Source organism: Arthrobacter sp. KNU-44 (assembly GCF_051843155.1).
Classification (GTDB): domain Bacteria; phylum Actinomycetota; class Actinomycetes; order Actinomycetales; family Micrococcaceae; genus Arthrobacter.
The window spans coordinates 4,411,909-4,438,577 of the sequence record NZ_JBPXNG010000002.1; the positions used below are offsets into that span (position 1 = coordinate 4,411,909).

The window sequence follows — 26,669 nt, forward strand, 5'->3', positions numbered from 1 at the left end:
CAAGGGTTGCGGTTCTCCGCTCCGCAAGGGAGAACCGCAACCGGGACGGCGCTAACGGACGCCGACCCAACGGCCCCCACAAAACCTGCAGGGCTGACAACAGAAGAAAATGAGGAGTCAAAGATGTCTCTCGGAATTGTTTTCCTTTCCGAAGTGTTCGGAACCGGAATGCTTACCCTGCTTGGCTGTGGCGTTGTTGCAAACGTCGCGCTCAAAGGCACGAAGGGTAACAGCGGCGGGTTCCTGATGGTGAATTTTGGCTGGGGCATCGCAGTATTTGCCGGCGTATACGTAGCGGCTATGTCCGGTGCGCACCTGAATCCGGCGGTCACGCTTGGTCTCCTGGTTGACGGCAAGGCCGAGTTCGCCCCCGGGGTGGCCGTGAGTGCGGCATCCACGTTCACCTACTTCGGTGGAGAACTGCTCGGCGCCTTCCTGGGCGCTGTCTTCGCCTGGCTCGCCCACAAGCAGCACTTCGACGCCGAGCCATTGGCAGCCAGCAAACTCGCCGTATTCTCCACGGGACCGGCCATCCGCTCGTACCCCTGGAACCTCGTTACGGAAATCATCGCCACGTTTGTGCTGGTCTTCGTGATCCTGACCTTCGGCGGCACTCCCTCCGGCCTGGGCCCGCTCGCGGTGGCATTGCTCGTCGTCGGCATCGGCGCCTCCCTTGGCGGCCCGACGGGCTACGCGATCAACCCCGCCCGTGACCTCGGTCCGCGTATCGCCCACGCTATTCTGCCGATCAAGGGCAAGGGCTCCAGCGACTGGGCCTACTCCTGGGTTCCGATCCTCGGCCCGCTCCTGGGCGGGACCATCGCCGGACTCGTCGCCCACTCCATACCGATCATGGCAACCGTCGCCAAGTAGCAAACCGCTCAGCACCTATCCAGCATCCACACCAAAGCAAGCAGACAAGGACGTCAAAATGTCGCAATACGTCATCGCCATTGACCAGGGAACCACCAGCTCGCGTGCCATCGTGTTCGATCACTCAGGCAACATTGTCTCCACCGGCCAGATGGAGCACGAGCAAATTTTTCCCCAGGCAGGTTGGGTAGAGCACAACCCAGTGGAGATCTGGGACAACGTCAGGGAGGTCGTCGGCTCTGCGTTGTCCAAGGCCAACCTGACCCGGCACGACATCGCTGCCGTCGGCATCACCAACCAACGCGAAACCGCCGTTGTGTGGGACAAGAACACGGGCGAGCCCATCTACAACGCGATCGTCTGGCAGGACACGCGCACCCAGTCCATCGTGGACGAACTGGGCCAGGACGGCGGCCCCGAGCGCTTCAAGCAAAAGGTCGGCCTGCCCTTGGCGACCTACTTCTCCGGCACCAAGATCAAGTGGATCCTGGACAACGTCGAAGGTGCGCGGGCCAAGGCTGAAGCCGGGGACCTCATCTTCGGCAACACCGACTGCTGGGTCCTGTGGAATCTGACAGGCGGTGTGGACGGCGGCGTACACGCCACGGACGTCACCAACGCCTCGCGCACCATGTTCATGGACCTCGACACCTTGCAATGGGACCAGGAAATTCTGGACGCGTTCGGCGTGCCGCTGTCGATGATGCCCGCCATCAAGTCCTCCTCCGAGGTCTACGGCACGGTCCACACCTCGCAGCTGCTGCGCGAAGTGCCCGTCGCGGGCATCCTGGGCGACCAGCAGGCGGCAACCTTCGGCCAGGCGGCGTTCCAGGCGGGCGAAGCCAAGAACACCTACGGCACCGGCTGCTTCCTGATCTTCAACACGGGCGAAGAAATCGTCCACTCGAAGAACGGCCTGCTGACCACGCTCGGCTACAAGCTGGGTGACGCCAAACCGCACTACGCACTGGAAGGTTCCATCGCTGTCACGGGCTCACTGATCCAGTGGCTCCGCGACAACCTCGGCCTGATCAGCTCCGCTCCCGAAGTGGAGACGCTTGCGGCCGGCGTCGAGGACAACGGTGGCGTCTACATCGTCCCCGCGTTCTCGGGCCTGTTTGCCCCGTACTGGCGCGCAGACGCCCGCGGTGCCATCGTTGGCCTGACCCGTTTTGCCAACAAGGGCCACATCGCCCGCGCGGCCCTGGAAGCCACCGCCTTCCAGACGCGCGAAGTGCTCGACGCCGTCAACGCGGACTCGGGCGTTCCGCTGACCGAGTTGAAGGTCGACGGCGGCATGGTCGCCAATGAGGCGCTTATGCAGTTCCAGGCCGACATCCTGGGCGTGCCCGTTGTCCGTCCGAAGGTCGTGGAAACCACGGCCCTCGGCGCCGCCTACGCGGCCGGACTCGCCGTCGGCTTCTGGAAGGACCTCGGCGAGCTCAGCTCGAACTGGGGCGAAGACAAGCGCTGGGAGCCACAGCTTCCGGCCGAAGAGCAGGAGCGGCAGATGCGGCTGTGGAAGAAGGCAGTGACCAAGTCCATGGATTGGGTGGACGACGACGTTAAGTAGGCCTCACTTCGGTTGAGGGAGACTTTCGCCCTGCCGCCGAGTTAGTTCTGCTCGCCCCGAAAAGGGGCCGCCTCACCTGTTTCGATGGGGCGGCCCCTGCCCCGCCCGCTTTGCGGTGCCCACCACACCCGGGCGAGGGGCCACCCCCTCGAAACGCGGGTCACTCACCGCGCGCGAACGGCGACTTTCCCTCAAACTCCCACCCACTCGCAGTGCCCTGTTGCGTGTTTTATACAAACACGCAACAGGGGCGGTAAGGTGGCTTTATGCGTGCGATCCTTCTGCTTAGCTAGCCGCCCGGTATACGTCGATCTAGACCATCGCGAACCGAGCGGCCGCCCCTCCTTGCCGAGGGGCTTTTGTGTGTCCGGGACCTTCCGGGGCCCGGAGCAGGAGGCAAAACCGTCATGGAAGAACAGAAGAGGGCAGCAGTGAGCGTTCAGCCGGAGACAGAAACCGGAGCACAGTCAACAGTGGCAGGCGAGACGCCCGAGGAGGGTGTCTACAGCTTCGCCTCGATGGAGGCCAAGTGGCCGCAGGTCTGGGAAGACCTCAAAGTCTTCACTCCTGTCGACGACGGCTCCCGCGAGCGGCGCTATGTCCTGGACATGTTCCCCTACCCTTCGGGCGACCTCCACATGGGCCACGCCGAGGCTTTCGCAATGGGCGACGTTGTGGCGCGGTACCTCCGCCAGAAGGGTTTCGACGTCCTGCACCCCATCGGCTGGGACTCCTTCGGCCTGCCTGCCGAGAATGCCGCCATTAAGCGCAACGCCCACCCCAGCGAGTGGACGTACGCCAACATCGATACGCAGGCCGCATCGTTCAAGCGTTATGCGATCTCTGCCGATTGGTCCCGCCGGCTGCACACTTCGGACCCGGAGTACTACCGCTGGACACAGTGGCTGTTCAAGCGCTTCTACGAGCGCGGCCTGGCCTACCGCAAGGATTCCCCGGTCAACTGGTGCCCGAAGGACCTGACCGTCCTCGCGAACGAACAGGTAGTCAACGGCGCGTGCGAACGCTGCGGGACCCCTGTCACGAAAAAGTCCCTGAACCAGTGGTACTTCAAGATCACCGATTACGCCGACCGTTTGCTCGACGACATGTCCGAGCTCCAGGGACACTGGCCCGAGCGCGTCCTGGCGATGCAGCGCAACTGGATCGGCCGCTCCGAGGGCGCACACGTCCGCTTCGCGATCGAAGCCACCGACGGCCGCGCCGAGCGCGAAGTCACGGTCTTCACCACCCGCCCGGACACCTTGTACGGGGCAACGTTCTTCGTTGTCGCCGCGGATGCGCACCTGGCGCTGGACCTGGTCACGCCCGAACAGCACGACGCACTCATGGCCTACCGCGAAAAGGTCAAGGCCCTGTCGGACATCGAGCGCCAGTCCACTGAGCGCGAGAAGACCGGCGTGTTCACGGGCCGCTACGCCGTCAGCCCGCTCAACGGCGAAAAACTGCCTGTCTGGGCAGCCGACTACGTGCTCGCCGACTACGGCACGGGCGCCATCATGGCAGTGCCCGCACACGACCAGCGCGACCTCGACTTCGCCCGCGCGTTTGACCTGCCGGTGCGTCCGGTCCTGAACACCGGCGGGGAAGACCCGGCGGAAACCGGCATCGCGACCGCCGGCGAGGGCACCCTGATGAACTCCGGCGAACTGGACGGTTTGTCCAAGGCCGATGCCATCCCCGCAGCTATCGACATCCTCGAGAAGCTGGGCACAGGGGAGAAGTTCGTCAACTTCCGCCTGCGCGACTGGCTCCTGAGCCGCCAGCGTTTCTGGGGTACTCCGATCCCCATCATCCACTGCGCCGAATGCGGCGAGGTGCCGGTACCGGACGATCAACTGCCCGTCACGCTGCCAGAAAACCTGCGCGGCGAAGCGCTGTCGCCGAGGGGCACGTCTCCTCTCGCCGCAGCACTGGAATGGGTCAACGTCGAGTGCCCGAATTGCGGACGGGCCGCCCAGCGCGACACGGACACGATGGACACGTTCGTGGACTCGTCCTGGTACTTCCTGCGATTCGTTTCCCCGCACTACACCGAGGGACCGTTCGATCCTGCCAAGATCAACGACTGGATGCCGGTCGGCCAGTACGTGGGTGGCGTCGAGCACGCCATCCTGCACTTGCTGTACGCCCGCTTCTTCACCAAGGTCATCCACGACATGGGCCTCCTCGCCGCGGACGAACCCTTCAGCGCCCTGCTCAACCAGGGGCAGGTCCTCAACGGCGGCAAGGCCATGAGCAAGTCCCTCGGCAACGGTGTGGACCTCGGCGAGCAACTGGACAAGTTCGGCGTCGATGCCGTCCGCTTGACCATGGTCTTTGCTTCCCCGCCCGAGGACGACGTTGACTGGGCAGATGTCTCGCCGTCCGGTTCCGCAAAGTTCCTTGCCCGCGCCTGGCGCCTTGGCCAGGACGTCGCAAGCGAGCCCGGCGTCGATGTCTCTACGGGTGACCGTGCGCTGCGCACAGTCACCCACAGGACCATCGCCGACGCCGCTGAGCTGTTGGACAACAACAAGTTCAACGTCGTGGTGGCCAAGCTGATGGAACTGGTCAACGCGACCCGTAAAACCATCGACTCCGGTGCCGGTGGAGCGGACCCCGCCGTCCGGGAAGCCGCCGAAGCCGTGGCTATCATCCTGAGCCTCTTCGCGCCATACACGGCCGAGGACCTGTGGAACCAGTTGGGCCACCCGGCCTCCGTCGCGAACGCCGGCTGGCCCTCCCACGATGCCTCGCTTCTTGTCCAGGACACCGTGACGGCTGTCGTGCAGGTCCAGGGCAAGGTCCGTGACCGTTTGGACGTCTCGCCGGACATCAGCGAGGACGACCTGCGGGAGCTCGCCCTCGCCAGCGAAAACGTGCAACGGGCACTCGATGGCCGCGGCATCCGCACGGTGATCGTTCGCGCACCTAAACTGGTGAACATCGTCCCGGTATAGCCGGGAAACGGCCGCCGGCGCTTGCCGGCGGCCGGCCACCAGTTCCAGGAGGCTCCCTTGACGGACCGCGAACCACCCGCTTGGTTGTGGCTCAAGGAACGTTTGGCCCGCCTTCGCCAGTCCACGACGCCGGGACGCGCCGGAACTGAGCCGGCGCCCGTCGTCGTGCGAACCGCCGTCGTCACCGACTCGGCTGCCGCACTCCCGGCCGAATGGGTCAAGGCGTTCGTTGCCGACGGCCGCCTCGCCGTCGTGCCGATGCCCGTCCTGGTGGGCGAAGAGATCTACGGCGAGGGGGAAGACGACATCACCCAGACCCTCGCGTTGGCCCTGGCGGCGGGATCGTCCGTGAAGACTTCACGTCCTTCACCCGGGCAATTCGAACAGGCCTATCTCGCCGCCCGGGACCGCGGCTTCGAAGCCGTCGTCTCCATCCACATTTCCGCAGGGCTGTCCGGCACCACCGATGCCGCCCGGATGGCCGCGCAACGCGTCTCCATCCCCGTCGAAGTCATTGACTCCCGCACCGTGGGAATGGCGCAAGGCATGGGCGTCCAAAGCGCGCTGGTTGCCGCCGCGGACGGCCGCTCAGCAGCCGAAGTCCGTCGCTTTGCCGAGGAGCGATTGGGCCGCACCAAGGTCTACTTCTACGTGCCGAGCCTCGAGCAGCTCCGGCGCGGCGGACGAATCGGCACTGCTGCGTCGTGGCTCGGGACGATGCTGTCCATCAAGCCGATCCTGGCGGTCCACGACGGCAAGATCGTACCGCTCGAGAAGGTGCGCTCGGCTGCCAAGGCCGTTGCCCGGCTTGAAGAAATCGTTGCCGCCGACGTCAATTCCCGGCCTGTAGGACAGTCGCGGCTTGCCGTGCATCACTTTGGAAACCTGGCAGAGGCAGAGCGGCTCGCGGCCCGTCTTGGGGAGAAATGCCTCGGTTGCCCGCCTGCCCAGATCAGCGCCCTGCCCGCCGTGCTGGCGGCCCACGCCGGGCTCGGCGTTTTGGCGGTCGTCGTCGGGGAAAGCAGTACCCCGGGCGCCACGACGCCCCCTGAGTGACAGTGGGCAGCTACCACGAATCAGGCGAACACGATGCGGAGCCACCCGTAGCCGCGGGCTTCGCGGGCATACGCCCTGAACGACGGCCTCATTACTGTCGTACCCTCCTGGCAGAGTGTTTCCATGGAAGCGATCGGATACTTCGACACCCGGCGGGGCCTTGCGTCCCGGGGGCTTTTCGGAGTGTCCGGTCCTCGTGGTCCACGCGCCCGTGGTCCGCGCCTGGCCGCCGTTCCAGGTCAGCCTCCGGGCCCCCTGGTCTCCGTAGATGCGGGCGATCGGGGCGGCCGGCTGGCCGTTTTGGACGGGGCCGTGGCGGCAGTGCGGGAGCTGGCCGAAAGAGCGGCCGACGACGTCGGGTTCACCGGTTTCCGGGAGGCCGTTGCGTTCGCGTCCGGGGTCGAGGAGCTCGCCCGGACCCTGGATTATCTTCAGATACTCGCCGCGGCCGGGCTGGACAGGGCCAGGAACGAAGAACCCGCCACCCGGCAGGGCTGGACAACGGGCTGGGGCGCCGATGCCGATACGGCCCCCGGCACGGGCGGGGCCACCGCAGGCGAGGCGGACGCGCACGGCGGTGCCTCCGCCGCCGGGGAGTTCAGGTCCACGGCCGAGCACCTGCGTTCGTTGCTGCGGATCAGTGCCGCCGACGCCAGGCACCGGCTCGCCCTGGCGGGCGAGCTGCTGCCGGGCCGGAGCCTCAGCGGAGAAGCGGTTCCTGCCCGGCGCGAAGAAACCGCCGCGGCGCTGGCCTCCGGGGTGATCGGGTCCCGCTCGGCCGGGATCATCACGATGGCCGTGGCGAAGGTGCGCCCGCTCTGCAGCCCGGAAAAGGCCGCGGAAATGGAACACACCCTGGCCCGCACCGCGGAGGAAAACGACCAGGACTTCCTGGCCAGGGTGGCCCGGCGCTGGGTCGAGGCGATCGACCAGGACGGACCGGAACCGTCCGAAGAATCCCTCCGCCACCACCAAGGAGCGTTCCTGCGCCGCCCCAAGCACGGCCTGGAGCACGTGGAGATCTTCGCCACCGCCGAGCAATACGAACACCTGCTCACGGTCATGAACGCCGCCACCAACCCCCGCACCCGCACACCCCAAGGCGCGGCAGCCCAGGGCACGGTTCAGGCCTTCACGGAAGCCTCCGGCGGGTCGACCGGCGATGCCTGCGCCGATTCCTCCGCCTCCGCCGATTCCTGCCGTGAGGCACCGGAGAGTGCCGAGGCGCTGGACCGGCGTTCGAGGGCGCAGAAGCTCCTGGACGGCCTGGTCGGCGCCTGCCGTCTTGCCCTGGCCACAGGATCCCTGCCCGCCACGGGAGGCCACCGCCCGCAGATCCTGGCCACGATCGACCACCGCGACCTCTTCCCCCAGGAACACGGCGACCTCTTCCCCCAGAACCACCGGGATCCGCAGCCCGGACAAGCCCCAGGGGCCGGACAAGCTTCAGAGGCAGGGCGAGCCCCGCAGCCCGGACGGCCCGCCCTGTTCGACCGGTCCCGGCGGGGCGGCGGCAGCGGGTCCTTCACGTTCACCGGGCCCGTCCCGGCAGCCACCTTGCGCAAACTCGCCTGCGACGCCGACATCATCCCCGTGGTCCTGGGCGGCGAGGGCAAGGTCCTGGACATCGGCCGGGCCTCCAGGATCTTCCCGCCGCAGATCCGCAAAGCCATCACGGCGCGGGACAAGGGCTGCGCGTTCCCCGGATGCACCATGCCGGCACCGTGGTGCGAGGCCCACCACATCGAGTACTGGTCCCGCGGCGGACCCACCAGCACCGCGAACGGGACAACTTGTCAATATGTCCCCTGGAACCTGGCGGAATCAGCAGACTCATCTTAACGACCTGATCGCACCGTTTCGAGGATGCCGGGAAGGGCCAAGTCGTCGGGACACAGCCGGAGCGGAAATGAGTCAAGCGCGCCGGAGAGGGAATAGGGTAGACGAGTGTATAACTCATTCACTGCGCGGAATTTCCGAGGCTTCCGGGAAGCCCATCTTCCTGAGCTCGCTCAAGTCAACCTGATAACTGGTCTCAACGACGCCGGGAAGACGAGCCTACTCGAAGCACTTTTCCTTCACGCTAGCGGACCGTTTGCTGCCGGGAACTACCTTCAGGTCCTCACCGCCGGCAGGGGACAGGGCCTGGGGCTGGAAACCTCTGGTGCTACGAGCCCCTGGCGGGATATCTTCCGGAACTTCGAAGATTCGGAGCCTGTCGAACTTTCCGCTCGGACCGGCAAAGGCGACCTGTCGGTGCAGATTATTGCGGATCGAGACACATCGGAGGGGTCGGTTTCCCTTGCGACGCTGCGAGGAGAGTCAAAGAATGCTTGGTCAGCTGGCGTAATTGTGCGAACCAAAGTCGGCAACGAAGATGTGACTGATCATCGACAGTCGATAAATGTGGAAAGCTCGGGGGGACCAATTGGGAACGTCGCTTCATCTATAAACATTGCACTTCATTTGGAACCGCCGGCGGGTGAACCCTTCTCAAAAGCTGCCATTGTGGTAGGAAATCTTGGTCCTGACTTAGCACAGGGCTACTCTGAATTGCGCCGCGGCAAGACCTCGTTGGATCTCTTGGGTAGTTTGCGGGAGATTGACCCACGCATTTCGAATTTGGAGGTTTTGGTACAAAACGGCCGTCCTCAGCTTCACGCTGACATAGACGGGACTCTTGTGCCGTTCGAACTGTTGGGCGAAGGAGTGACGGCCGTCGCCAAGTACCTACTGTCTATGGCCAACTGTCGTGATGGGTTGCTTCTCATTGATGAGGTCGGTGCAGGGGTGCATCACTCCGTACTCCCGAAACTCTGGTGGGTGTTGTGGCGCGCGGCTCAGCGACTTAACGTCCAGATAGTGGCGACGACTCACAGCGCTGAGTGTGTGCGAGCGGCTGAAGGCGTCCTATCGAAGTTGAACCACGCCCTCATCGTCCATCGCCTACGCAGGGCGGGAGAAGAAGAGGCTACCAAGGTTATTAGTTACGGAGACGAAAAGCTGCGTACCGCGTTGAAAATGAATGTTGAACTCCGGTGACGGTAGAAATCACGAGGAGTGGCCAGTCCCCTTCCCCAATGTTTGAACGACCGCTTCTGTTACTTGTTGAAGGCGGTGACGATTCTGCTTTTGCCAAGAAAGTGATCGCCTCCATTTCTAATGAGTCTTCCTCGTCCTGGCAGATTCATGAAATGGGAGGAAACGTGACAGATTGGCGAAGTGAGTTGGAGGTTATTCTTTCCCTGGATGACTTTGACGAGGTAGGTAGGGCCATCGGGCTGATCATGGACGCAGACGCGGATCACTCGATTTCGTTCCAGCGCTGTAGGGATATCCTTCAAAGGAACGGGCTGCCGACGCCTAGGGACCCGGAGGAGATTGCAGTTGACGACCGATGGCGAACGGGTGTTTATCTGATGCCAGGTCAGGGGAGGGTGGGCGCCTTGGAGCAGTTGGTTCTGGACGCCTTGGAGACGGCACGGGTGGATCTGGCGGATCAGTATCTGCATGAGGTGCAGACCCTCAGGGGTTCCTCCTTCAAGAATAAATCAAAGAGTCTTGTTCAGGCCTATTTGGCCGGTGAACAAGCCGTCGTGAAGACACTGAAAAACGCCATTGAGAAGGGGTTGATGGCTGACCCGTCCCACGACTCTCTAGCCGCATTCCGTAGTTTCGTAATGTCGCTCAGCACGAGTAACGGAAACGAGGGCACGGCGGCGTAGCCGACGTGGCTTCACTTGAAATAGCAACATAACTCGGTTGGCCTCAATCTCGACCCCCCAAGGCAAGGACGACCTTCGGTGGCAAGTGACGCAGCGCCCGGAGGACGCTCAGCGTCCGAGGACGAACGGTCGCGCGGCAGGTAGTGACAGCCGTGTAATTCGTGTGGCAAGATGGGCTCATTGCAGGACCCGGCAGAACCAACTCAGGGCCGGAACAGATACTTAGCAGGTGGCCTTCCTGAGGGGTCGAGCAGCGTGGCAGGCCCGCGTCCAGAAAACGCTCACGGTTAAACGACAGAGTTGGGCCCTCCGGAGCGAGACCGGATGCTGAGGCCCCCTGTCGAATACCAATCTTGTTTTTGCTCTGTCAGTGGACCTTGGCGATTCCTTGTCGGTTTCGTTCTCTTGGGGTCCCATGTCGGCTCTTCACGGTTCGTGGGGAAATGGATCCCTGGGATGAGCGTCATGCCGCCGTCCGAACGGCACTTCTCAAGAGAATAACCGACTTGTAATTGGCCGGGTTGCGGTAACCGCGGGCGGTGCGTTTGATGTTCTTTATGGCGGTGTTGTTGGCTTCAACCTTGCCCGTCGTGGCACCGGTAATGATCAGCACCTCGATCTCTTTCCACCACCGGCAGACGGTGCGGTAGAGCCTGTTCGTCTCCGGTCGTCCGGCTGCCTTGACCAGTTCCTCAAGTTCGTTCTTCGCCGTCGCGGCGTCCTCCAGGGAGCCGGTGCGCAGCAAGACCCGCAGCTGTTCCTTGACCTTCCAGACCGCCTGGAGCGTGCCGGTCGGATCGTCGGCAGCGAACACTTCTGCTAGCCGGTGGGCGGCCTTCTCCGTGAGGGTATTGCCAGCGCGCAGGAGAAGCATCCGGTGCGCCCAGGCCTTGTCGACGGCCCTTCCGCGGCGGCCCTTGACCTGTTGGGACAGGTTCTGCCGTGTCTCGGTCACGGCCTGGTTGGCCAGGGAGATCAGGTGGAAGTGATCGACCGCGACAGCGGTCCGGGGAAGCCACATCCGCAGCGCCTTTCGGAACGCCGCCGAAGGGTCGATCGCCACGACCTGCACGGCCAGACGCCATGCCAGAGGCCGGGCGAAGAGCCACTCCCCGACGCCCCTGTGGTCCCGTCCATCCACGACGCCCAGCACCTGGCCGCTGTCCAGATCCACGATCGTGGTCATCCACGGCTCGAACCGCGTCCAGGCCTTGGATTCGGGGTCCTGGAAGTAGCGCACGGACCGGAACCGGTGCTCATCGATACCCAGCATTCTTGGACTCAGCTGATCCACATCCGGAAGGGTGAGAAAGCAGGCTTCATTGAGCGCGACACGGACCATCCACCAAGACACCGCGAACGCGGCAGCAGTCTCCGAGACGGCCCGGCCCGAACGGATGACCGCACCCACGAGCTGGTCCCGGAGCCGGCCGGTAGAGCGGGCACGCCGCGGGACCTGGGCGGTGGACTCAAAGAACGAGAGCCTCTCGCACGCCGGTTCTTCGCAATACCAGCGGTACTTGGACCAGAGGACCTCCACCGGGCCGGCGACAGGAATGTCCCGGATCCGCTGGAAGCGTCGTTCCTTCCGCCGCGACGCAACCACCCCGCACGTGGGGCAGCCCGGCGGCTGGTCGGTTTCGACAATGACCCTCCGGCCGCCATCGGGGCTCACTCCGGTGGAAATGACACGGTAATCGGGCAGGTTGAAGATGTTGGTGGCAGCCTCAGCTGCGACCCCGGTAGGCTCGTTCAAGGCTCGTGGTCCTGTTCCAGGTTGAATGCTTAGACACACTCATCCCAGCAGGGCCACGGGCCCCCTTGTCTTCAACGACACGAACTCATTTCCCCACCAACCACGAAGAGCCCCCATGTCCACTTCTGCTGTCAACACTTCACTCGGCCGGCTCATCGCTGCCGATGCCGGCTGGTTCTTCTCGCTCTATCCGGACGCCGGCGAGGGCGGAGGCGGGTTCCGCTCGTCGTACCAGCCCAACCGCGCGTTCGTTGCCAAAGGCGCCGCCGCCGATCCTGAGCGTGCTGCTGCCGAAGCCGGTCGACGTGCGGGGTCCAAACTACGCCGCTACTGCGCCGCGAACCGTCTGAACAGGCTGGGAACGCTGACCTATGCCGGTATCGGCTGCCATGATCCACAGGAATTACGTTCCCATCTGGGCGCATTTTTCAGGGATCTCCGGTCGGGCTTGGGCGGTGCTCCGTTGCCGTATGCGTGGGTTCCGGAGTGGCACAAGACCGATCATGGGCTTCACGCTCATTTCGCCGTCGGGCGATACATTCACCGGCGACTGATCAAGGCAGCCTGGGGCCGCGGGCATGTCCATATCAAGTTGTTGGGTGACTTGCCGGTCGGGTCGGGGGCGTTGTCCGAGGCACGCAAGGCAGCCGGGTATCTGTCGAAGTACGTCTCGAAGACTTTCGCGGATCCGGGGTCGCAGGTGTTCGGGCTTCACCGGTATGACGTGGCCCAAGGCTTTCAGCCGGTCAAGCTAGCACTCAGCGGTCACTCCCCGAGTGATGTTCTGGCGCAGGCTTCCGAATACTTGAACGGACCTCCGGTGACTCAGTGGTCGTCGGCCTCGGTTGAGGATTGGGCCGGGGCTCCTGCGATCTGGGCGCAGTGGGGTGCATGATGCTGGATGAGGGGGTGCTTGCCGCGTGGGTGGAGGCCAGTTGCGCCGCTCAGGGTGTTCCGGTCCGTGTGACCGATCCCGGTGTTCTCGCCCGGGTTGGCGTGCTCATGGGTGCTGCGCCCGGAACGGACGGACGCGGCAGCGGCCGGAGTACCGCCGCGGCGTCATAGCTGCCAAACGGGCTGAATCCGTGCCGGGTCCAGCGATCGTGCTCCCGGTGTTCCCGGCAGAATGGTCGCGTAGTCCAGGACGGCTTTGATGATCGCGGCTTGCCGGTCGAGGTTCAGCGTCTCCCATGTGTCCTTCAGCTGCCCCCCGGTGCGATCAACCCGTCGAGTGCCGTGGAGTTCGATGCCAGGGCCAGCTGCCGTTCGGTGGCCTTGATTCTGGCCTCGACGGGTCCGCGGGCGGCTTTCCACTCGGCGGATGAAATTTCCTTGGCCGCCCACAGCTCGGACAGTTATCTCATCTGGTTCCGGTCCGTCTCCAACGCCGCCAGCAGAGTGCTTTGCCGCCCGTCCGCTGCACGGCGCCCGGCCAACGCATCCGACATCTCCACAGTGTCTAGACGCAGAAGGACCGCAGCGCACAGGAACTCTTCCATCGGGCCGGCGACAATGGCTATGCCTCCGCAACCTCCGTGGTCCGGACCGGAAAGGCAGACGTACCGGCGCGTGTCGACGCGGACAGCGGAAAACAGCTTGTTTCCGCATTTACCGCAACGCAGCAGACCCGACAACACGTAGCGGCGCGGCGCGCGGGTGTTCGTCCGTTTCTTGGTTTCGAAGTGGCCAAGAATCTGCTGCCTCTGCTCCGGCGTGATGATGCCTGGCCATTGAGCCTCGGCCACTACGACTCCTTTGTGTTCCCGCAGCCCTGCGATGCGCGCCGACTTCAACGTGGTGTTCAGCGTCATCGTCTGCCACGAGCCGCCAGCCGTGGTCTGCACGCCTTCGTCATTGAGCCAGACACAGATCGAACGCGAGGATTCCCCGGCCAGGAACCGCGCGACAGCCTGGCGCAGAATCTCAGCCTCGGACTCGTTCACCGTCATGCGGTCCTGCTCATATCCGAACGGGCGACGGTGCCCGCCGTTGGGTAATCCCTGCTCAGCCAGCTGCCGTGCTTTACGTTGGAGGCGCTGGGACTTCCGGCCGGATTCCTTGGAGGCGATGGCTGCCAGGATCCGGGCCATGAACAAGCCGTCATCGTTACCGAGGTCAATGTCCGCCGTCACCGACTTCACCTGCGTCACCCCGGCCTGCTCACACAACCGGCGGAACTCCTCCAACTCAATCGGTTGCCGGGTCAGCCGGTCCATGTTGTAAACAATCACCGCGTCGCGGTGTCCCTCCGCAAGATCGGAAAGCATCCGCTGGTACTGCGGTCTAGGCTTCCCCTTGAAGGCGCTGACGTCGTTGTCGACATATTCATCGCCGACCGTCCAGCCGTGATCGGCGGCGAGCTTGCGGCAGTCCTCCAGCTGGCGCGTCACGCCCAAAGCCTCCCCCGACTGGTCTGAAGAGATGCGGGCGTAGATCGCGGCCGACCGGGGAGTTTTCATGGGGTCAGACTAACAAATGGTGACCAACGGGACGCTGCTGTGCAGCCACCACCACCACCTGATCCACAAGGAAGACTGGCACGTCCAGGTCCAGGCAGGCGTGCCCTGGTTCATCCCGCCACCCCACACCGACCCGCACCGGAAACCCCGGAGGAACCACTACTTCCAAATATGAGTTCGGAGTGGGTCGTGTTCCGCGGCCACTGATCCTCCACAGGCATTCTGCGGCGGCCCTGTCCACATAGCGCCGTTCCGGGCTGCTGCTGCGGGTTCGGACGTTCTAGGCTCGTGGATATGCCACGCAGGAATCGAGCCTCACCCGCGGACGATGCTGCGAGTGCCGCCCGGCTTCGATTCGCTGTTCGCCTTGCCCCACCGTCGGGGCGGGAGGCCGTCGCGCAGTCGAGCCGCGACAACGCAACGGAACCTTTGCTTCCAGCGCAGGCCTTGATGACTTCCGGCTCGGGAATGGCCGATGCGGGGGAGAAGTCAGGCACCGAGCACCTGTACGAAGAGGCAGGATCTCCATCGCGGCTTCGGTGGCGCACGCCATGGCGCGTGGCCGTCTTGTTGGCTGTGCCTTGTTTGCTGCTGGTGCTTTGGTTCTTCTGGCAGTCCTGGTCCGGGCAGCCGACGATGGAGCCGCTCATCCGAAGTTCACATACGAGAGCACCTGCAGAGGCGGGCGCGGGAAGTAGCAAAGGTGGTGCCAACAAGGCCCCGGAACCACACGATGGATCCCAGCTGCTTACGGTCCATGTTGCCGGCGCCGTGAAGAGTCCCGGGATCGTCAGGGTGCCCTCCGGTGCGCGCGTGTTTGACGCAATCGCTGCTGCCGGTGGTGCGGATCCTGCAGCCGAGCTGAATAGCCTTAACCTTGCCGCGGTGGTGCAGGACGCCGCGAAGATCCACGTTCCACGGACCGGGGAGGCGGTTCCTCCACCAAGCCAGGGCGCTGCTGGCGGGACGGTTGCCGGCGGACCTCCTACCGCCGGCAGCACAGGCGCAGGGACTTCTGCCGGCGGCAAGCTCAATCTCAATACCGCGACAGTTGAAGAACTCGATGCCCTGCCAAAGGTCGGTCCTGTCCTGGCAAAGCGCATCGTCGAATGGCGCGAGCAGCACGGTCCGTTCGCGTCGGTGGAGGACCTCGATGCAGTGGATGGTGTCGGTCCCAAGATGATGGAGACCTTGCTGCCCTTGGTGACGGTTTAAGGTGCGTGGAGTCAATGTGAGCCCGGGCCGCGTGGATCTTCGGCTGGCCCCCTCTGCCATTCTCACGTGGGCTGTTTCCCTTTCGGGCGCCCATCTACCTTCGCTGTGGACGGGAGTCGTTTGTGTGGCTTTGCTCCTCGCCGCATGTCTTCTCCTCACGGTCCGAGTAGTGGCCCCTCGAAGCGGGAGGACCTTACCTGCCACTCTGGCGATGGCGTGCTTGTTCGGAGCGGCCGTGGCCGCCCACGCCGCGATGGAAGCCGGCCCGCGCCAGGACGGTCCGGTTGCCGACGCTGCGGCTACACGCGATTCGGTGGTCATTCACGCGCTGATCGTGGGTGATCCTCGCGAACTGGGCACGGATTCACGTGGATCTGGACGCTGGGCCGTACCGGCCGAAGTAATCGATATTGCGGCCGACGGCATGCTCATCCATTCCCGCACAAGAATTCTGCTGACTGGAGGCGAAGGCTGGAACCAGGTCGTCACGGGACAGGAGGTAAGAACCGCCGGCAAGCTGAAGCCGGCAAAACCAGGACAAATCGAGGCCGGTGTCCTTGCCGCCGCCACCCCACCCATGCGGCCGGACTCGCGCCACAAGCCAGACACGCGGCACAGTCCTGAAGCTCAAAGCAACCCGGCAGCACCGGCCAACATTGCCCACGGTCCAGCTCAGCTGAAAAGGCAATTCGGCTCCGCCACCGGATGGTTGCAAGGCGACGCAGCCGGACTCCTGCCCGGAATGGTCACGGGCGACACCACCGGCTTGGACGAAGGCCTGGAGGCGGCGATGAAAACTACCGGCACCACCCACCTCACGGCGGTCAGCGGCGCAAACTGCAGCCTCATTCTTGGGGGCCTGGTGCTTTTGGCCAGGAGCTTTCGGCTTGCCAGGGGAGTCGCGGCAATAGTGGCCCTTGCTGGTTTGGCGTCCTTTGTCATGATGGTGGGGCCGGACGCGAGCGTCCTGAGGGCGGCGGTCATGGGAGCTATCGGCCTCAGCGCGCTAAGCGGCGGCCGACGGGGACGGAGCCTGGGCTTTCTGTGCATTGCCGTGACCGGCCTGCTCATCCTGGATCCCTCACTTGGCACGAGCATCGGATTTCTCTTGTCTGTCCTCGCCACCCTGGGCATTATCCTGTTGGCGCCGCCGATAGCTTCCTGGGCTCCGGCGTGGGTGCCTTCCTGGCTAGCTACCGCCATTGCAGTGCCTTTGGCCGCGCAGCTTCTGTGCGGTCCGGTCATCGTGGCTCTGCAACCCCAGTTCTCCAGCTACGCACTGCTGACGAATATCGCAGTTGCTCCGTTTGTCGCCCCCGTGACTATCCTGGGAACCATTGCGGTTCCCCTCGTTCCGCTGCTTCCGTGGCTTGCAGTTGTTCCTATTGCCGCAGCCGGGGCCAGCGCGGAAATGGTGGCGGCAATCGCCAGGTTCTTCGCAGGACTTCCCGGAGCCGCCCTGCCCTGGCCGGAAGGTCCCACGGGAATCGCCACCATGGTGCTCTTGTCTGTTGTGACCATCCTGATGGTGTGGCTTGTCCTGCATCCAACGTGGGCAGGCTCAGCCGTATTGTCGTTGCACCGTCGCCTGGTGTTCCTCATAGCGGCTGGGGAGTCGGCTCTTCGCCGCGTCTCGAGCGACCGCCATTACGCGGGCTCGCCGACGCCCGGTAGGCCAGCCGCGGGGTTGGGGATCACGGCCCCGGACGCTCCACGTGGGAGACTGGGACTAAAGAAAAACCCTTCTGGAAGGAAGCAACATTGGCTGCTGGCCAGGTCTCCAAGGCCAAAACCTCCGCGGCGAACACCGCCAGCTGGCGGGACATTACACCGTCCGCGGTAGTGCTCATCACCGGCCCTGAAGAATACCTCGGAATCCGGGCCATGGATCGGATCCGCTCGCAAGTGCGGGCCGCGGCACCTGAATTGGAACTCAGCAGGCTCAATGCCGGCAGCTACGAGTCCGGTTCGCTCGCAATGGCAGTCACGCCGTCACTGTTCGATGAGGCAAAACTCATCGAGATCGAGGGCCTCGAATCGATGACCGATGCCTTCCTCGCCGATGCCTTGAAATACGTAGCCCAACCGGAGAGCGACGTCGTGTTGGTCCTTCGCCACGGTGGCGGGGTGCGCGGAAAGAAGCTCTTGGACGCCATCAAGTCCTCGGGATGGCCGGTGGTTGACTGCCAGCCCTTGAAAAAGGATGCCGAGAAAACAGCATTCGTCGTCTCGGAATTCAAGGCAGGAGGCCGCCGCATCGAAGCGGAAGCTGTCCAGGCCCTCGTCAATGCAGTCGGTGCCAGCCTCTCCGAGCTCGCGGCGGCCTGTAACCAGCTCATCGCGGACGCCACTACCGCGGTCGACGCCGCCACAGTGGAGCGCTACTACGGCGGCCGCGTGGAAGCCACGGCATTCAAGGTTGCGGACGCCGCCATGGCCGGCAACGGGCCCCAGGCCCTGTCCAGCCTCCGGCATGCCCTCGCCACCGGGGTTGACCCGGTGCCGCTGGTGGCCGCCCTCGCCGCGAAGCTCCGCACCCTGGCCAAGGTAGCCGGAGCCCAGGGATCGTCGGCGCAGATCGCCAAGCAGCTTGGCATGCAGCCATGGCTCGTGGAACAGGCCCAACGCGACGTACGGCGTTGGACTCCCGAAGGCCTGGTCCGTTCCATCCAGGTCACGGCTGAAGCGGATGCCCAGGTAAAGGGCCTCTCGCGGGATCCCGTGTACGCGGTAGAGCACGCCGTCACGGTCATCGCCAACGCGGCCTGCGGCCGTTAGAGGGCTGGCGCCCGGCCGCTCGCCAACTCAGCCCGGCGCCGCAGGTTTCGTCCCCACGTATATCCGCCAGTCCACAAGAAAGTCAACGGCGTGCCGCGACGCGCTCTGCGTGTCACCAGTGCACAAAGAGGCGGCCGGCTGGTACTCAATTTCGGGGCAATCACTACTCAATTTCTGGCAATGACCACTCAAATTCAAGCCAACGGCCTCCCAGGCAGCCCTTTTGACCGTAGATTTCACGGTGCGGGACCCCTTCCTCCGGATGCCGCGCCCGGCGTGTCTGCCCTTTGAGATGCCGGACGTGTGACCTTGCTTTGGGGACAAGGCCGGGTCTGTGGCCGAGCAAGCCATCTTCGTCGGCCATGCCTTCAGTCACTTTCCATGTGTGACTACGAAAGTCACCGAATGAAAGGAACATTCATGTCAACTCCCGTTGAGAGTCGAAACCCAAGCAACGTTTCATTCCGAGGGAAGATGGCGAAAATTGGAGGCGTCACCTTGGCGTTCTTCCTCACAATATCGGTAGCCTTTCAGGCCACCGTTACGCTAGGCATCTCTTCTGCCCTTGCTACGAACATTTACTTTGCACTCAATGCTCTATCGTGGGCGGCGATGGCTGCAGCCGTCGTGGCGGCCTTTGGTATTGGAGCAGCACTGGCCGGGGTCCTTTTTGGTCTGATCAAGAAGTGGGCTCTGAAGCAGTTCGTTGCCTGGTAAACCGCTACCACTTACGTACTAGCCCATGGGGAGGGCCACAATGAACTTACGCAACTTCACCCACAGGAATCCTAGTGTATTCGCTGTGGTCCTCTCCGGGTGCAAGGCCACCTTCACTAACGATTTTCGGCGAAGGTCGCATCGACTCCAGGACCTTCTGACGATTTTAGGGTTTGCTTCTCACGCTGCGGCGGTTAACAATGTAATGATCTTTGGCCATTTGTTGACATTACTAATCATCGGTGTCGGAATAGTGTGGACGCCTCAGCCGAGTGGGTTAACCACATTGGGAATTCCGCTCAGCACCCCTGACGTCGTGAGCATCATGGCGGCGCTGTTGGCAATAGCGCTTTTACAAGCAAGGCGCCGCTACACGAAAACCCATCGTTGCTGGAACAGCGTGTCAGCATCCCTAGACGTCGGGATGCGCGCAGGTTTGGTCCTTACGGATCTTGGTCTCGCCGGCATGCTCATCCTTCAGAACGTGCGATGGCACAATGTCAATAACCTGTTAGCTGCCGGGGCCCTCGCAATCTCATCATTTCTTGTCGTGGCACCCCTGAAGAGAGCCGCTGTCCGGGTGCTCGTTGTTTTGATTATTGCTTTTTCGGCGTGCAGCCTGATTCTTCTCTTTACGAATTCTCCGTCATTTGATGTCAATGAAAGCTTCGACTCCGGATCGGCTTACAAGTTGTTGTTGATCCTCGCTGGTACGGTTCTTACGGCTGCGTCCACACCTGCCCTCTACAGGGCCACCGCTCATCCTCGTGCCCTACGTAGCCGAGGGTTGCTGGCTGATTTATCAATTAAAGCAGCATGCATTTTTCTCTTGTCAAGCTTGGCCTTGTCAATCATGGAATTGACACCATGGCCGTGGACGGCCCCGTTTATTGCTCTTGCTGTCTTCTTCTCGGGTTTAGTTCTGTATCGGTCATCCTTCGCACGGATCTCTTCACCTGAAACTTTGGGCTTTGCCCTGTTCCTCGTAAGGCTTAGACCGTCCTGGGTAAGGCCGATCATTATCCGCAGCCTGGTTACCGCGATCGCAGTGACTGCGCCATTGACCCTTTTGTTATCTGTATTCTTCCTTTTAGGAAAGTACACCCAGGCGGCGGTCTTGCTTGTTGCTCTTGTCGCTCTCGAGATAAGTATCGACGCCTTGATCGTCCAACGTCGGACAGCCGTCATACCAGGCTCGCGGATCTCGAAATTGGCGCAGAAATCCAAGGCAGGCTTAGGCGCAGCAATTTGCGCTGGCCTCGCAGTTGTGTTCTCAGGCATACTCGGTACCGCTGCACCGCAAGCAACACAAGGTCCCTGGTTTGGCGTCACGTCCGGCGCCCTGACTCTCGTGGCTGTGCTCTTGACCTCCCTGGTTCTCAACGACGCACCTGCGTGGGTCCGTGAACTATCAGTCACCGAAATGGAGGACACGTGAAATCTCTAACGCGTGTCGATCATGCCTTTGGATCCCACGTCATCTTTGACCGTGCCTCCGTAGATCTTCCGGACCGAGGCGTTGTTGCGCTTCGAGGGCCGAATGGATGTGGCAAGACGACCCTACTCAAGCTCCTCGGTGGCATGAGCTCGACGTCGTGCACTGAAATCGCGCGGTGGAGAAAGGACTTCACGGCGGTCTATCTGGACACGGACTTTCTCACCCTCGACTACCTCACGGTCGAAGAACACTTGGATATGGTCAGGCCGCTGATTGGCCCGTCGGAGATGCAGGAAGATGACGGGCATCATCTTCTGACTGAACAGATGATGCCAACCAGGGTTGCAGACCTGTCCCTCGGACAGCGCCAGCGACTCGTTCTGACAGTAGCTTTGGCACTCAAGAACGTCGATGTCCTACTTCTCGACGAGCCTCTTAACGGAATGGACCTGCAAGGCTCCTCAGTTGCACGCCGGTCAATGCTCGCCGTAGGAAAATGCCGTCTGGTCCTCGTGGCTACCCACGAGGATGACCACTGGACCGACTACGATCTCGCGGTCCGCCAGAAGGATACGATCGAACTGCGCCCAACAGGAGCGCGAAAATGAGCAGTCGTCTCACCAATCGCGTTCGCACTCGTTTCAAAGCCTTGCGTTCCCGTTTCCCGTATCTGGGCACCGACTTCTTGAAAATTCTGTTCGCCATAGCCTGCGGGATTGGCCTTGCTTCTCTCTTCACGTGGGTTGCAAGTACCGCAGCTATTGGCATCCACCAGACCGTCGCGCTGACCGTAGTCCAAATTCCCCTCGAGATCGTAGCGTGGGCGCTCACAATCCAGGGGCCACGCCTGTTCTGGCCAACACTTCTCGGAAAGATCAGAGGAGAACACACTTGGCGTCACGTGTCCCAAAGATGCGCGAAGTCCTCATCACCGCAGCTATCTTCTACTTCCTGGCGGCCCTCGCCGAGTGGGCCGAACACGCGCTACTCGAAAGGTAAGTCATGACCTCCGCGAGCCCAAAGACCTCCGACCCTCCCGCACCGCGGAGCCCGACGAAAATCAACCCGGTCTGGATCATCTGCCTGCTGCTCGCATACACTGCGGCTGCCCAATTCGCGGTGGGATCGAACATTGAACGGCTGGCCACAGAAAATGCCGAGCACAACCGGTTTTCGAGCCAAGAGGTGCTCGTGACCTTCCTTCGCGTAGGCGTCATTATCTGGAGTACTCTGGCATCCTTTCTGCAAGGCCTCGTACTAAGGCTTATATACAAGGGCATCTTCAAAGGACATGGCCCCACCCTCGGAGCCAGCTGGTTTTGGGTTCTTCTAGGTCAAATCCCATTCATGGCCACTGTGCTCGCCATGGGACTGTTTTTGGAGCCCGAAGCGCGAGGTCTCCTCGGTCAAGCCTGGGTGCGTATTCTGTTCGGCACCATCGCAGGGGCCATCTACATTGCGGCTGCCAAGAAGGTGTTTGTTGCCCCGAGGGGCGCCTAGCGATGCTCTTCGTCATCGTCTCCATCGTAAACTGGCTCTTCGTGGTTGGTGGGGAAATGAGTTCGTGTCGTTGAAGACAAGGGGGCCCGTGGCCCTGCTGGGATGAGTGTGTCTAAGCATTCAACCTGGAACAGGACCACGAGCCTTGAACGAGCCTACCGGGGTCGCAGCTGAGGCTGCCACCAACATCTTCAACCTGCCCGATTACCGTGTCATTTCCACCGGAGTGAGCCCCGATGGCGGCCGGAGGGTCATTGTCGAAACCGACCAGCCGCCGGGCTGCCCCACGTGCGGGGTGGTTGCGTCGCGGCGGAAGGAACGACGCTTCCAGCGGATCCGGGACATTCCTGTCGCCGGCCCGGTGGAGGTCCTCTGGTCCAAGTACCGCTGGTATTGCGAAGAACCGGCGTGCGAGAGGCTCTCGTTCTTTGAGTCCACCGCCCAGGTCCCGCGGCGTGCCCGCTCTACCGGCCGGCTCCGGGACCAGCTCGTGGGTGCGGTCATCCGTTCGGGCCGGGCCGTCTCGGAGACTGCTGCCGCGTTCGCGGTGTCTTGGTGGATGGTCCGTGTCGCGCTCAATGAAGCCTGCTTTCTCACCCTTCCGGATGTGGATCAGCTGAGTCCAAGAATGCTGGGTATCGATGAGCACCGGTTCCGGTCCGTGCGCTACTTCCAGGACCCCGAATCCAAGGCCTGGACACGGTTCGAGCCGTGGATGACCACGATCGTGGATCTGGACAGCGGCCAGGTGCTGGGCGTCCTGGACGGCCGGGACCACAGGGGCGTCGGGGAGTGGCTCTTCGCCCGGCCTCTGGCATGGCGTCTGGCCGTGCAGGTCGTGGCGATCGACCCCTCGGCGGCGTTCCGAAAGGCGCTGCGGATGTGGCTTCCCCGGACCGCTGTCGCGGTCGATCACTTCCACCTGATCTCCCTGGCCAACCAGGCCGTGACCGAGACACGGCAGAACCTGTCCCAACAGGTCAAGGGCCGCCGCGGAAGGGCCGTCGACAAGGCCTGGGCGCACCGGATGCTTCTCCTGCGCGCTGGCAATACCCTCACGGAGAAGGCCGCCCACCGGCTAGCAGAAGTGTTCGCTGCCGACGATCCGACCGGCACGCTCCAGGCGGTCTGGAAGGTCAAGGAACAGCTGCGGGTCTTGCTGCGCACCGGCTCCCTGGAGGACGCCGCGACGGCGAAGAACGAACTTGAGGAACTGGTCAAGGCAGCCGGACGACCGGAGACGAACAGGCTCTACCGCACCGTCTGCCGGTGGTGGAAAGAGATCGAGGTGCTGATCATTACCGGTGCCACGACGGGCAAGGTTGAAGCCAACAACACCGCCATAAAGAACATCAAACGCACCGCCCGCGGTTACCGCAACCCGGCCAATTACAAGTCGGTTATTCTCTTGAGAAGTGCCGTTCGGACGGCGGCATGACGCTCATCCCAGGGATCCATTTCCCCACGAACCGTGAAGAGCCCGTAAACTCGGTCCTGCTCGTCTCAGGTAGCTCCGCCTTAAATACCTGAGGCCGGCACCCAGGGGTGCCGGCCTCATGTTCAGCTCAGTCGAACTGGATAAACCTTAGAGTGCGCTGACCTTTTTGGAGATCGCCGACTTGCGGTTTGCAGCGTTGTTCTTGTGAATAACGCCCTTGCTGACAGCCTTATCCAGCTTACGGCTAGCAGCAACAAGAGCCTTTGCAGCGGCATCCTTGTCCGTGGACTCAACGGCGGTGGCGACGGCGCGGATGGCCGTCTTCAGCTCAGACTTGACTGCGTTGTTACGCAGGCGAGCCTTCTCGTTGGTGAGGATGCGCTTCTTCTGGGACTTGATATTAGCCACGTGTGTGAACTCTCTTTTTAATGCGGAAAATGGTCTAGAGGGTTTTCAGGTTGGCCATCGACTGAGCGGCGTGGGGATGCCTATGGCAGCCAACCATGAGTGGCCGTCGACCTGCACGGACACACAGCCATAAATATTATCAGACTCGGCGCTTTTCCGGGGATTTCGCGTCTATGCCGAGTCGTGTTGCCCGTTGAGCCGGCCCGCCACAAGTTGGAAAGTGCGTTTGTCGAGGACAGCACCCTCCCGCCGGACGTCCGCCGGATTGATGCGAACCACCCGGTCTACCTTGACCTCGCTCGGCCGGCCTTGAGGGTCCCAGGAACCGGTGCCGATGTCGACGTAGTCATCTGAACGGCGGCCGTTGTAGTGGTCTTTGCTGGTCAGCATCAGCCCCAGCAGCCACGCGCCGTCGTGCCCTATCAAAAGGACCGGGCGGTCCTTGCCCTGGGAATAATCCTCTTCGTACGGAACCCATGACCACACGATCTCTCCCGGGTCCGGTTTGCCGTCGGGATTGGGGGAGTACCGCGGCGACACCGCGCCCCTGAAGTCGCCCGGATACGGACCGGAAAGCTGCCCGACGTCGGTGCTTGCGTTCCGTGTCCGGTTCGCCTTCGCCGCGGCCCCGCCCTTCGGGGATCGGCGAGGGGGTGCGCCGGCCGGGGATCCGATGATCCGTCGAAGGTAGCCCAGGGAGCCTTTGAGGAGTCTGCCAAGCAAGTGTGTGTCCGATGCCATGGAACCACCGTACTTTCCCTTGCCGTGCCAGTGCACAAGCGGCGCCGGGTTCGTGGGAGACTATTAGTTCAGATATGCGGCATCGGCCGGAATGGTCCAGACCAGTCCGGAGTCCGGCCGTGTGAGTATCGACAGTAAGGACCCTGCGTGTCTCCCATGGCCCGCACCGCACCGGTGCCCGCCGCGACAGATCCGGCCATCATCCGGAACTTCTGCATCATTGCCCACATCGACCACGGTAAATCCACCTTGGCCGACCGCATGTTGCAGTACACCGGCGTCGTTAAGTCCCGCGACATGAAGGCCCAGTATCTGGACCGCATGGATATCGAACGCGAACGTGGCATCACCATCAAGTCCCAGGCTGTCCGCATGCCCTGGGAACTTGACGGCACCAGCTACGCCCTGAACATGATCGATACCCCCGGCCACGTTGACTTCACCTATGAGGTTTCCCGTTCCCTCGCGGCCTGTGAAGGCGCAGTCCTCTTGGTGGATGCCGCGCAAGGCATCGAGGCCCAAACCCTGGCCAACCTCTACCTGGCGATGGAAAACAACCTCACGATCATTCCGGTGCTCAACAAGATCGACCTTCCGGCCGCCCAGCCCGAAAAGTACGCCGCGGAACTCGCGAACCTTATCGGCGGCGACCCCGAGGACGTGCTGCGCGTATCCGGCAAGACCGGCGTGGGCGTAGAGGCCCTGCTGGACAAGATCGTCCGCGATCTTCCGGCTCCTGTCGGCGACCCGGACGCTCCGGCCCGAGCCATGATCTTCGACTCCGTGTACGACACCTACCGCGGCGTGGTCACCTACGTCCGTGTCGTGGACGGCATGCTGCACCCGCGCGAGCGGATCCAGATGATGTCCACCCGTGCCACCCACGAGCTCCTGGAAATCGGTGTCAGCTCTCCGGAGCCCACGCCCTCCAAGGGCCTGGGCGTCGGCGAAGTAGGCTATTTGATCACCGGCGTGAAGGACGTCCGCCAGTCAAAGGTCGGCGACACCGTGACCAACCTGGCCAAGCCCGCTTCGCAATCCCTCGCCGGTTACGCCGATGCCAAGCCTATGGTCTTCTCCGGCTTGTATCCCTTGGACGGCACGGACTATCCAGTGCTCCGGGATGCCCTAGAGAAGCTCATGCTCAACGACGCAGCACTCGTCTACGAACCTGAGACGTCTGCCGCCCTGGGCTTCGGTTTCCGCGTGGGCTTCCTTGGCCTGCTGCACTTGGAAATCACCCGTGAACGCCTCGAGCGCGAGTACAACCTCGACCTCATCTCCACCGCTCCCAACGTTGAGTACGAGGTCACGCTGGAGGACAAGCGGGTCCTGCACGTCACCAACCCGAGCGAATACCCCACCGGCAAGATCTCGGAGGTGCGCGAACCTATGGTGTCCGCCACCATCCTGGCGCCGAATGAGTTCGTGGGCGCCATCATGGAGCTGTGCCAGAGCCGCCGCGGCGTCATGGGCGGCATGGACTACCTCTCCGAAGACCGCGTGGAAATCCGGTACCGCCTTCCGCTGGCCGAAATCGTCTTCGATTTCTTCGACATCCTCAAGTCCAAGACCCGCGGCTACGGTTCGCTGGACTGGAAGGCCGACGGCGAGCAGGTCGCAGACCTGGTCAAGGTGGACATCATGCTCCAGGGCGAGCAGGTTGACGCTTTCAGTGCCATCACCCACCGCGACAAGGCCTACGCCTACGGCGTCATGATGACAGGCAAGTTGCGCGAACTCATTCCCCGCCAGCAGTTCGAGGTGCCCATCCAGGCCGCCATCGGTTCGCGGATCATTGCGCGTGAGAGCATCCGCGCCATCCGCAAGGACGTCCTTGCCAAGTGCTATGGCGGTGACATCACCCGTAAGCGCAAACTTCTGGAAAAGCAGAAGGAAGGCAAGAAGCGCATGAAGATGGTGGGCCGCGTGGAAGTTCCACAGGAAGCGTTCATCGCAGCCCTGACCACCGACGAATCCAAGGACAAGGCCAAGAAGTAATGCCGCTTTTCGCCCGGGACACCACGGGACA

22 protein-coding genes and 1 pseudogene are annotated in these 26,669 nt (G+C 62.8%); 19 read left to right on the forward strand and 4 right to left on the reverse strand.

All coding sequences use genetic code 11. The features are described from left to right. Window positions 1–123: 123 nt before the first annotated feature. From ACSVHC_RS21680 to ACSVHC_RS21710, 7 genes are all read left to right on the forward strand, one after another. Window positions 124–873, forward strand: a complete 750-nt coding sequence (locus ACSVHC_RS21680) for an MIP/aquaporin family protein (RefSeq protein WP_345450587.1) — start codon at window positions 124–126, stop codon at window positions 871–873. 58 nt (window positions 874–931) lie between these two features. Further along, window positions 932–2,446, forward strand: a complete 1,515-nt coding sequence (glpK, locus tag ACSVHC_RS21685; protein ID WP_437770069.1) for a glycerol kinase GlpK — start codon at window positions 932–934, stop codon at window positions 2,444–2,446. 431 nt (window positions 2,447–2,877) lie between these two features. Then, the gene (leuS, locus tag ACSVHC_RS21690; protein WP_439181407.1) at window positions 2,878–5,406 is read left to right on the forward strand and encodes a leucine--tRNA ligase; all 2,529 of its coding nucleotides are present in this window, start codon (window positions 2,878–2,880) and stop codon (window positions 5,404–5,406) included. 57 nt (window positions 5,407–5,463) lie between these two features. After that, on the forward strand, window positions 5,464–6,462 hold the full coding sequence (locus ACSVHC_RS21695) for a DegV family protein (protein WP_437770068.1): 999 nt from the start codon (window positions 5,464–5,466) through the stop codon (window positions 6,460–6,462). A gap of 123 nt (window positions 6,463–6,585) precedes the next feature. Then, window positions 6,586–8,304 (forward strand): HNH endonuclease signature motif containing protein, encoded by a 1,719-nt coding sequence (locus ACSVHC_RS21700; RefSeq protein ID WP_437770067.1) that lies wholly within the window; start codon window positions 6,586–6,588, stop codon window positions 8,302–8,304. Between the two features lie 105 nt (window positions 8,305–8,409). After that, window positions 8,410–9,504 (forward strand): AAA family ATPase, encoded by a 1,095-nt coding sequence (locus ACSVHC_RS21705; RefSeq protein WP_437770066.1) that lies wholly within the window; start codon window positions 8,410–8,412, stop codon window positions 9,502–9,504. Between the two features lie 38 nt (window positions 9,505–9,542). After that, entirely contained in the window at window positions 9,543–10,187 is a 645-nt protein-coding gene (locus ACSVHC_RS21710; RefSeq protein WP_437770065.1) for a DUF3226 domain-containing protein, read from the forward strand. A gap of 463 nt (window positions 10,188–10,650) precedes the next feature. On the opposite strand, the gene ACSVHC_RS21715 is transcribed toward ACSVHC_RS21710, so the two are convergent. Beyond that, window positions 10,651–11,943, reverse strand: coding sequence for an ISL3 family transposase (locus ACSVHC_RS21715; RefSeq protein WP_439181297.1), 1,293 nt, complete (start codon window positions 11,941–11,943; stop codon window positions 10,651–10,653). A 115-nt stretch (window positions 11,944–12,058) separates the two neighbouring features. On the opposite strand from ACSVHC_RS21715, the gene ACSVHC_RS21720 reads away from it, so the two are divergent. Beyond that, window positions 12,059–12,838 carry a rolling circle replication-associated protein gene (locus ACSVHC_RS21720; protein WP_439181298.1) on the forward strand — a complete coding sequence of 260 codons (780 nt, stop codon included), beginning with the start codon at window positions 12,059–12,061 and terminating at the stop codon, window positions 12,836–12,838. Next, the gene (locus tag ACSVHC_RS21725; RefSeq protein WP_437770061.1) at window positions 12,835–13,008 is read left to right on the forward strand and encodes a hypothetical protein; all 174 of its coding nucleotides are present in this window, start codon (window positions 12,835–12,837) and stop codon (window positions 13,006–13,008) included. The genes ACSVHC_RS21720 and ACSVHC_RS21725 overlap by 4 nt, the downstream gene beginning before the upstream one ends. Before the next feature lie 290 nt (window positions 13,009–13,298). Here the strand turns inward: ACSVHC_RS21725 and ACSVHC_RS21730 are convergent, their stop codons facing one another. Beyond that, window positions 13,299–14,402, reverse strand: coding sequence for a recombinase family protein (locus ACSVHC_RS21730; protein ID WP_437770060.1), 1,104 nt, complete (start codon window positions 14,400–14,402; stop codon window positions 13,299–13,301). A 25-nt stretch (window positions 14,403–14,427) separates the two neighbouring features. On the opposite strand from ACSVHC_RS21730, the pseudogene ACSVHC_RS21735 reads away from it, so the two are divergent. The 9 genes and pseudogenes from ACSVHC_RS21735 to ACSVHC_RS21775 all read left to right on the forward strand — a co-directional run. Beyond that, window positions 14,428–14,577: pseudogene (locus ACSVHC_RS21735) on the forward strand (DUF222 domain-containing protein); the annotation flags it as partial. Window positions 14,578–14,696: 119 nt separating this feature from the next. After that, window positions 14,697–15,617, forward strand: coding sequence for a helix-hairpin-helix domain-containing protein (locus tag ACSVHC_RS21740; RefSeq protein WP_437770059.1), 921 nt, complete (start codon window positions 14,697–14,699; stop codon window positions 15,615–15,617). Between the two features lie 235 nt (window positions 15,618–15,852). Continuing rightward, window positions 15,853–17,460 (forward strand): ComEC/Rec2 family competence protein, encoded by a 1,608-nt coding sequence (locus tag ACSVHC_RS21745; RefSeq protein WP_439181299.1) that lies wholly within the window; start codon window positions 15,853–15,855, stop codon window positions 17,458–17,460. Beyond that, a complete protein-coding gene (gene holA / locus ACSVHC_RS21750) occupies window positions 17,379–18,395 on the forward strand; it encodes a DNA polymerase III subunit delta (RefSeq protein ID WP_437770057.1) in 1,017 nt (338 codons plus the stop codon). The genes ACSVHC_RS21745 and holA overlap by 82 nt, the downstream gene beginning before the upstream one ends. 420 nt (window positions 18,396–18,815) lie before the next feature. After that, the gene (locus ACSVHC_RS21755) at window positions 18,816–19,112 is read left to right on the forward strand and encodes a hypothetical protein (RefSeq protein ID WP_437770056.1); all 297 of its coding nucleotides are present in this window, start codon (window positions 18,816–18,818) and stop codon (window positions 19,110–19,112) included. Between the two features lie 316 nt (window positions 19,113–19,428). Next, the gene (locus ACSVHC_RS21760) at window positions 19,429–20,550 is read left to right on the forward strand and encodes a hypothetical protein (RefSeq protein WP_437770055.1); all 1,122 of its coding nucleotides are present in this window, start codon (window positions 19,429–19,431) and stop codon (window positions 20,548–20,550) included. Further along, window positions 20,547–21,158, forward strand: a complete 612-nt coding sequence (locus ACSVHC_RS21765; protein WP_437770054.1) for an ABC transporter ATP-binding protein — start codon at window positions 20,547–20,549, stop codon at window positions 21,156–21,158. Before ACSVHC_RS21760 ends, ACSVHC_RS21765 begins: the two co-directional genes overlap by 4 nt. A gap of 394 nt (window positions 21,159–21,552) precedes the next feature. Beyond that, entirely contained in the window at window positions 21,553–22,050 is a 498-nt protein-coding gene (locus ACSVHC_RS21770) for a hypothetical protein (protein ID WP_439181300.1), read from the forward strand. A 145-nt stretch (window positions 22,051–22,195) separates the two neighbouring features. After that, window positions 22,196–23,488 (forward strand): ISL3 family transposase, encoded by a 1,293-nt coding sequence (locus tag ACSVHC_RS21775; protein ID WP_437770063.1) that lies wholly within the window; start codon window positions 22,196–22,198, stop codon window positions 23,486–23,488. Window positions 23,489–23,635: 147 nt separating this feature from the next. Here the strand turns inward: ACSVHC_RS21775 and rpsT are convergent, their stop codons facing one another. Both rpsT and ACSVHC_RS21785 read right to left on the reverse strand, forming a co-directional pair. Further along, window positions 23,636–23,896 carry a 30S ribosomal protein S20 gene (gene rpsT / locus ACSVHC_RS21780; protein WP_236810834.1) on the reverse strand — a complete coding sequence of 87 codons (261 nt, stop codon included), beginning with the start codon at window positions 23,894–23,896 and terminating at the stop codon, window positions 23,636–23,638. Between the two features lie 171 nt (window positions 23,897–24,067). Further along, complete coding sequence (locus tag ACSVHC_RS21785; RefSeq protein ID WP_437770051.1) at window positions 24,068–24,637, reverse strand: type II toxin-antitoxin system PemK/MazF family toxin; 570 nt, start codon at window positions 24,635–24,637, stop codon at window positions 24,068–24,070. Window positions 24,638–24,784: 147 nt separating this feature from the next. On the opposite strand from ACSVHC_RS21785, the gene lepA reads away from it, so the two are divergent. Beyond that, window positions 24,785–26,638 carry a translation elongation factor 4 gene (lepA, locus tag ACSVHC_RS21790; protein WP_236810839.1) on the forward strand — a complete coding sequence of 618 codons (1,854 nt, stop codon included), beginning with the start codon at window positions 24,785–24,787 and terminating at the stop codon, window positions 26,636–26,638. Window positions 26,639–26,669: the final 31 nt, after the last annotated feature.

Excerpts from the sequence above, each read along its gene's own strand:
- ACSVHC_RS21725 (WP_437770061.1), top strand. The coding sequence starts at position 12,835 with ATGATGCTGGATGAGGGGGTGCTTGCCGCGTGGGTGGAGGCCAGTTGC.
- ACSVHC_RS21730 (WP_437770060.1), bottom strand. The coding sequence starts at position 14,402 with ATGAAAACTCCCCGGTCGGCCGCGATCTACGCCCGCATCTCTTCAGAC.
- glpK (WP_437770069.1), top strand. The coding sequence starts at position 932 with ATGTCGCAATACGTCATCGCCATTGACCAGGGAACCACCAGCTCGCGT.
- ACSVHC_RS21720 (WP_439181298.1), top strand. The coding sequence starts at position 12,059 with ATGTCCACTTCTGCTGTCAACACTTCACTCGGCCGGCTCATCGCTGCC.
- ACSVHC_RS21740 (WP_437770059.1), top strand. The coding sequence starts at position 14,697 with ATGCCACGCAGGAATCGAGCCTCACCCGCGGACGATGCTGCGAGTGCC.
- ACSVHC_RS21770 (WP_439181300.1), top strand. The coding sequence starts at position 21,553 with ATGACCTCCGCGAGCCCAAAGACCTCCGACCCTCCCGCACCGCGGAGC.
- ACSVHC_RS21680 (WP_345450587.1), top strand. The coding sequence starts at position 124 with ATGTCTCTCGGAATTGTTTTCCTTTCCGAAGTGTTCGGAACCGGAATG.
- ACSVHC_RS21700 (WP_437770067.1), top strand. The coding sequence starts at position 6,586 with ATGGAAGCGATCGGATACTTCGACACCCGGCGGGGCCTTGCGTCCCGG.
- ACSVHC_RS21755 (WP_437770056.1), top strand. The coding sequence starts at position 18,816 with ATGTCAACTCCCGTTGAGAGTCGAAACCCAAGCAACGTTTCATTCCGA.
- ACSVHC_RS21785 (WP_437770051.1), bottom strand. The coding sequence starts at position 24,637 with ATGGCATCGGACACACACTTGCTTGGCAGACTCCTCAAAGGCTCCCTG.
- ACSVHC_RS21710 (WP_437770065.1), top strand. The coding sequence starts at position 9,543 with ATGTTTGAACGACCGCTTCTGTTACTTGTTGAAGGCGGTGACGATTCT.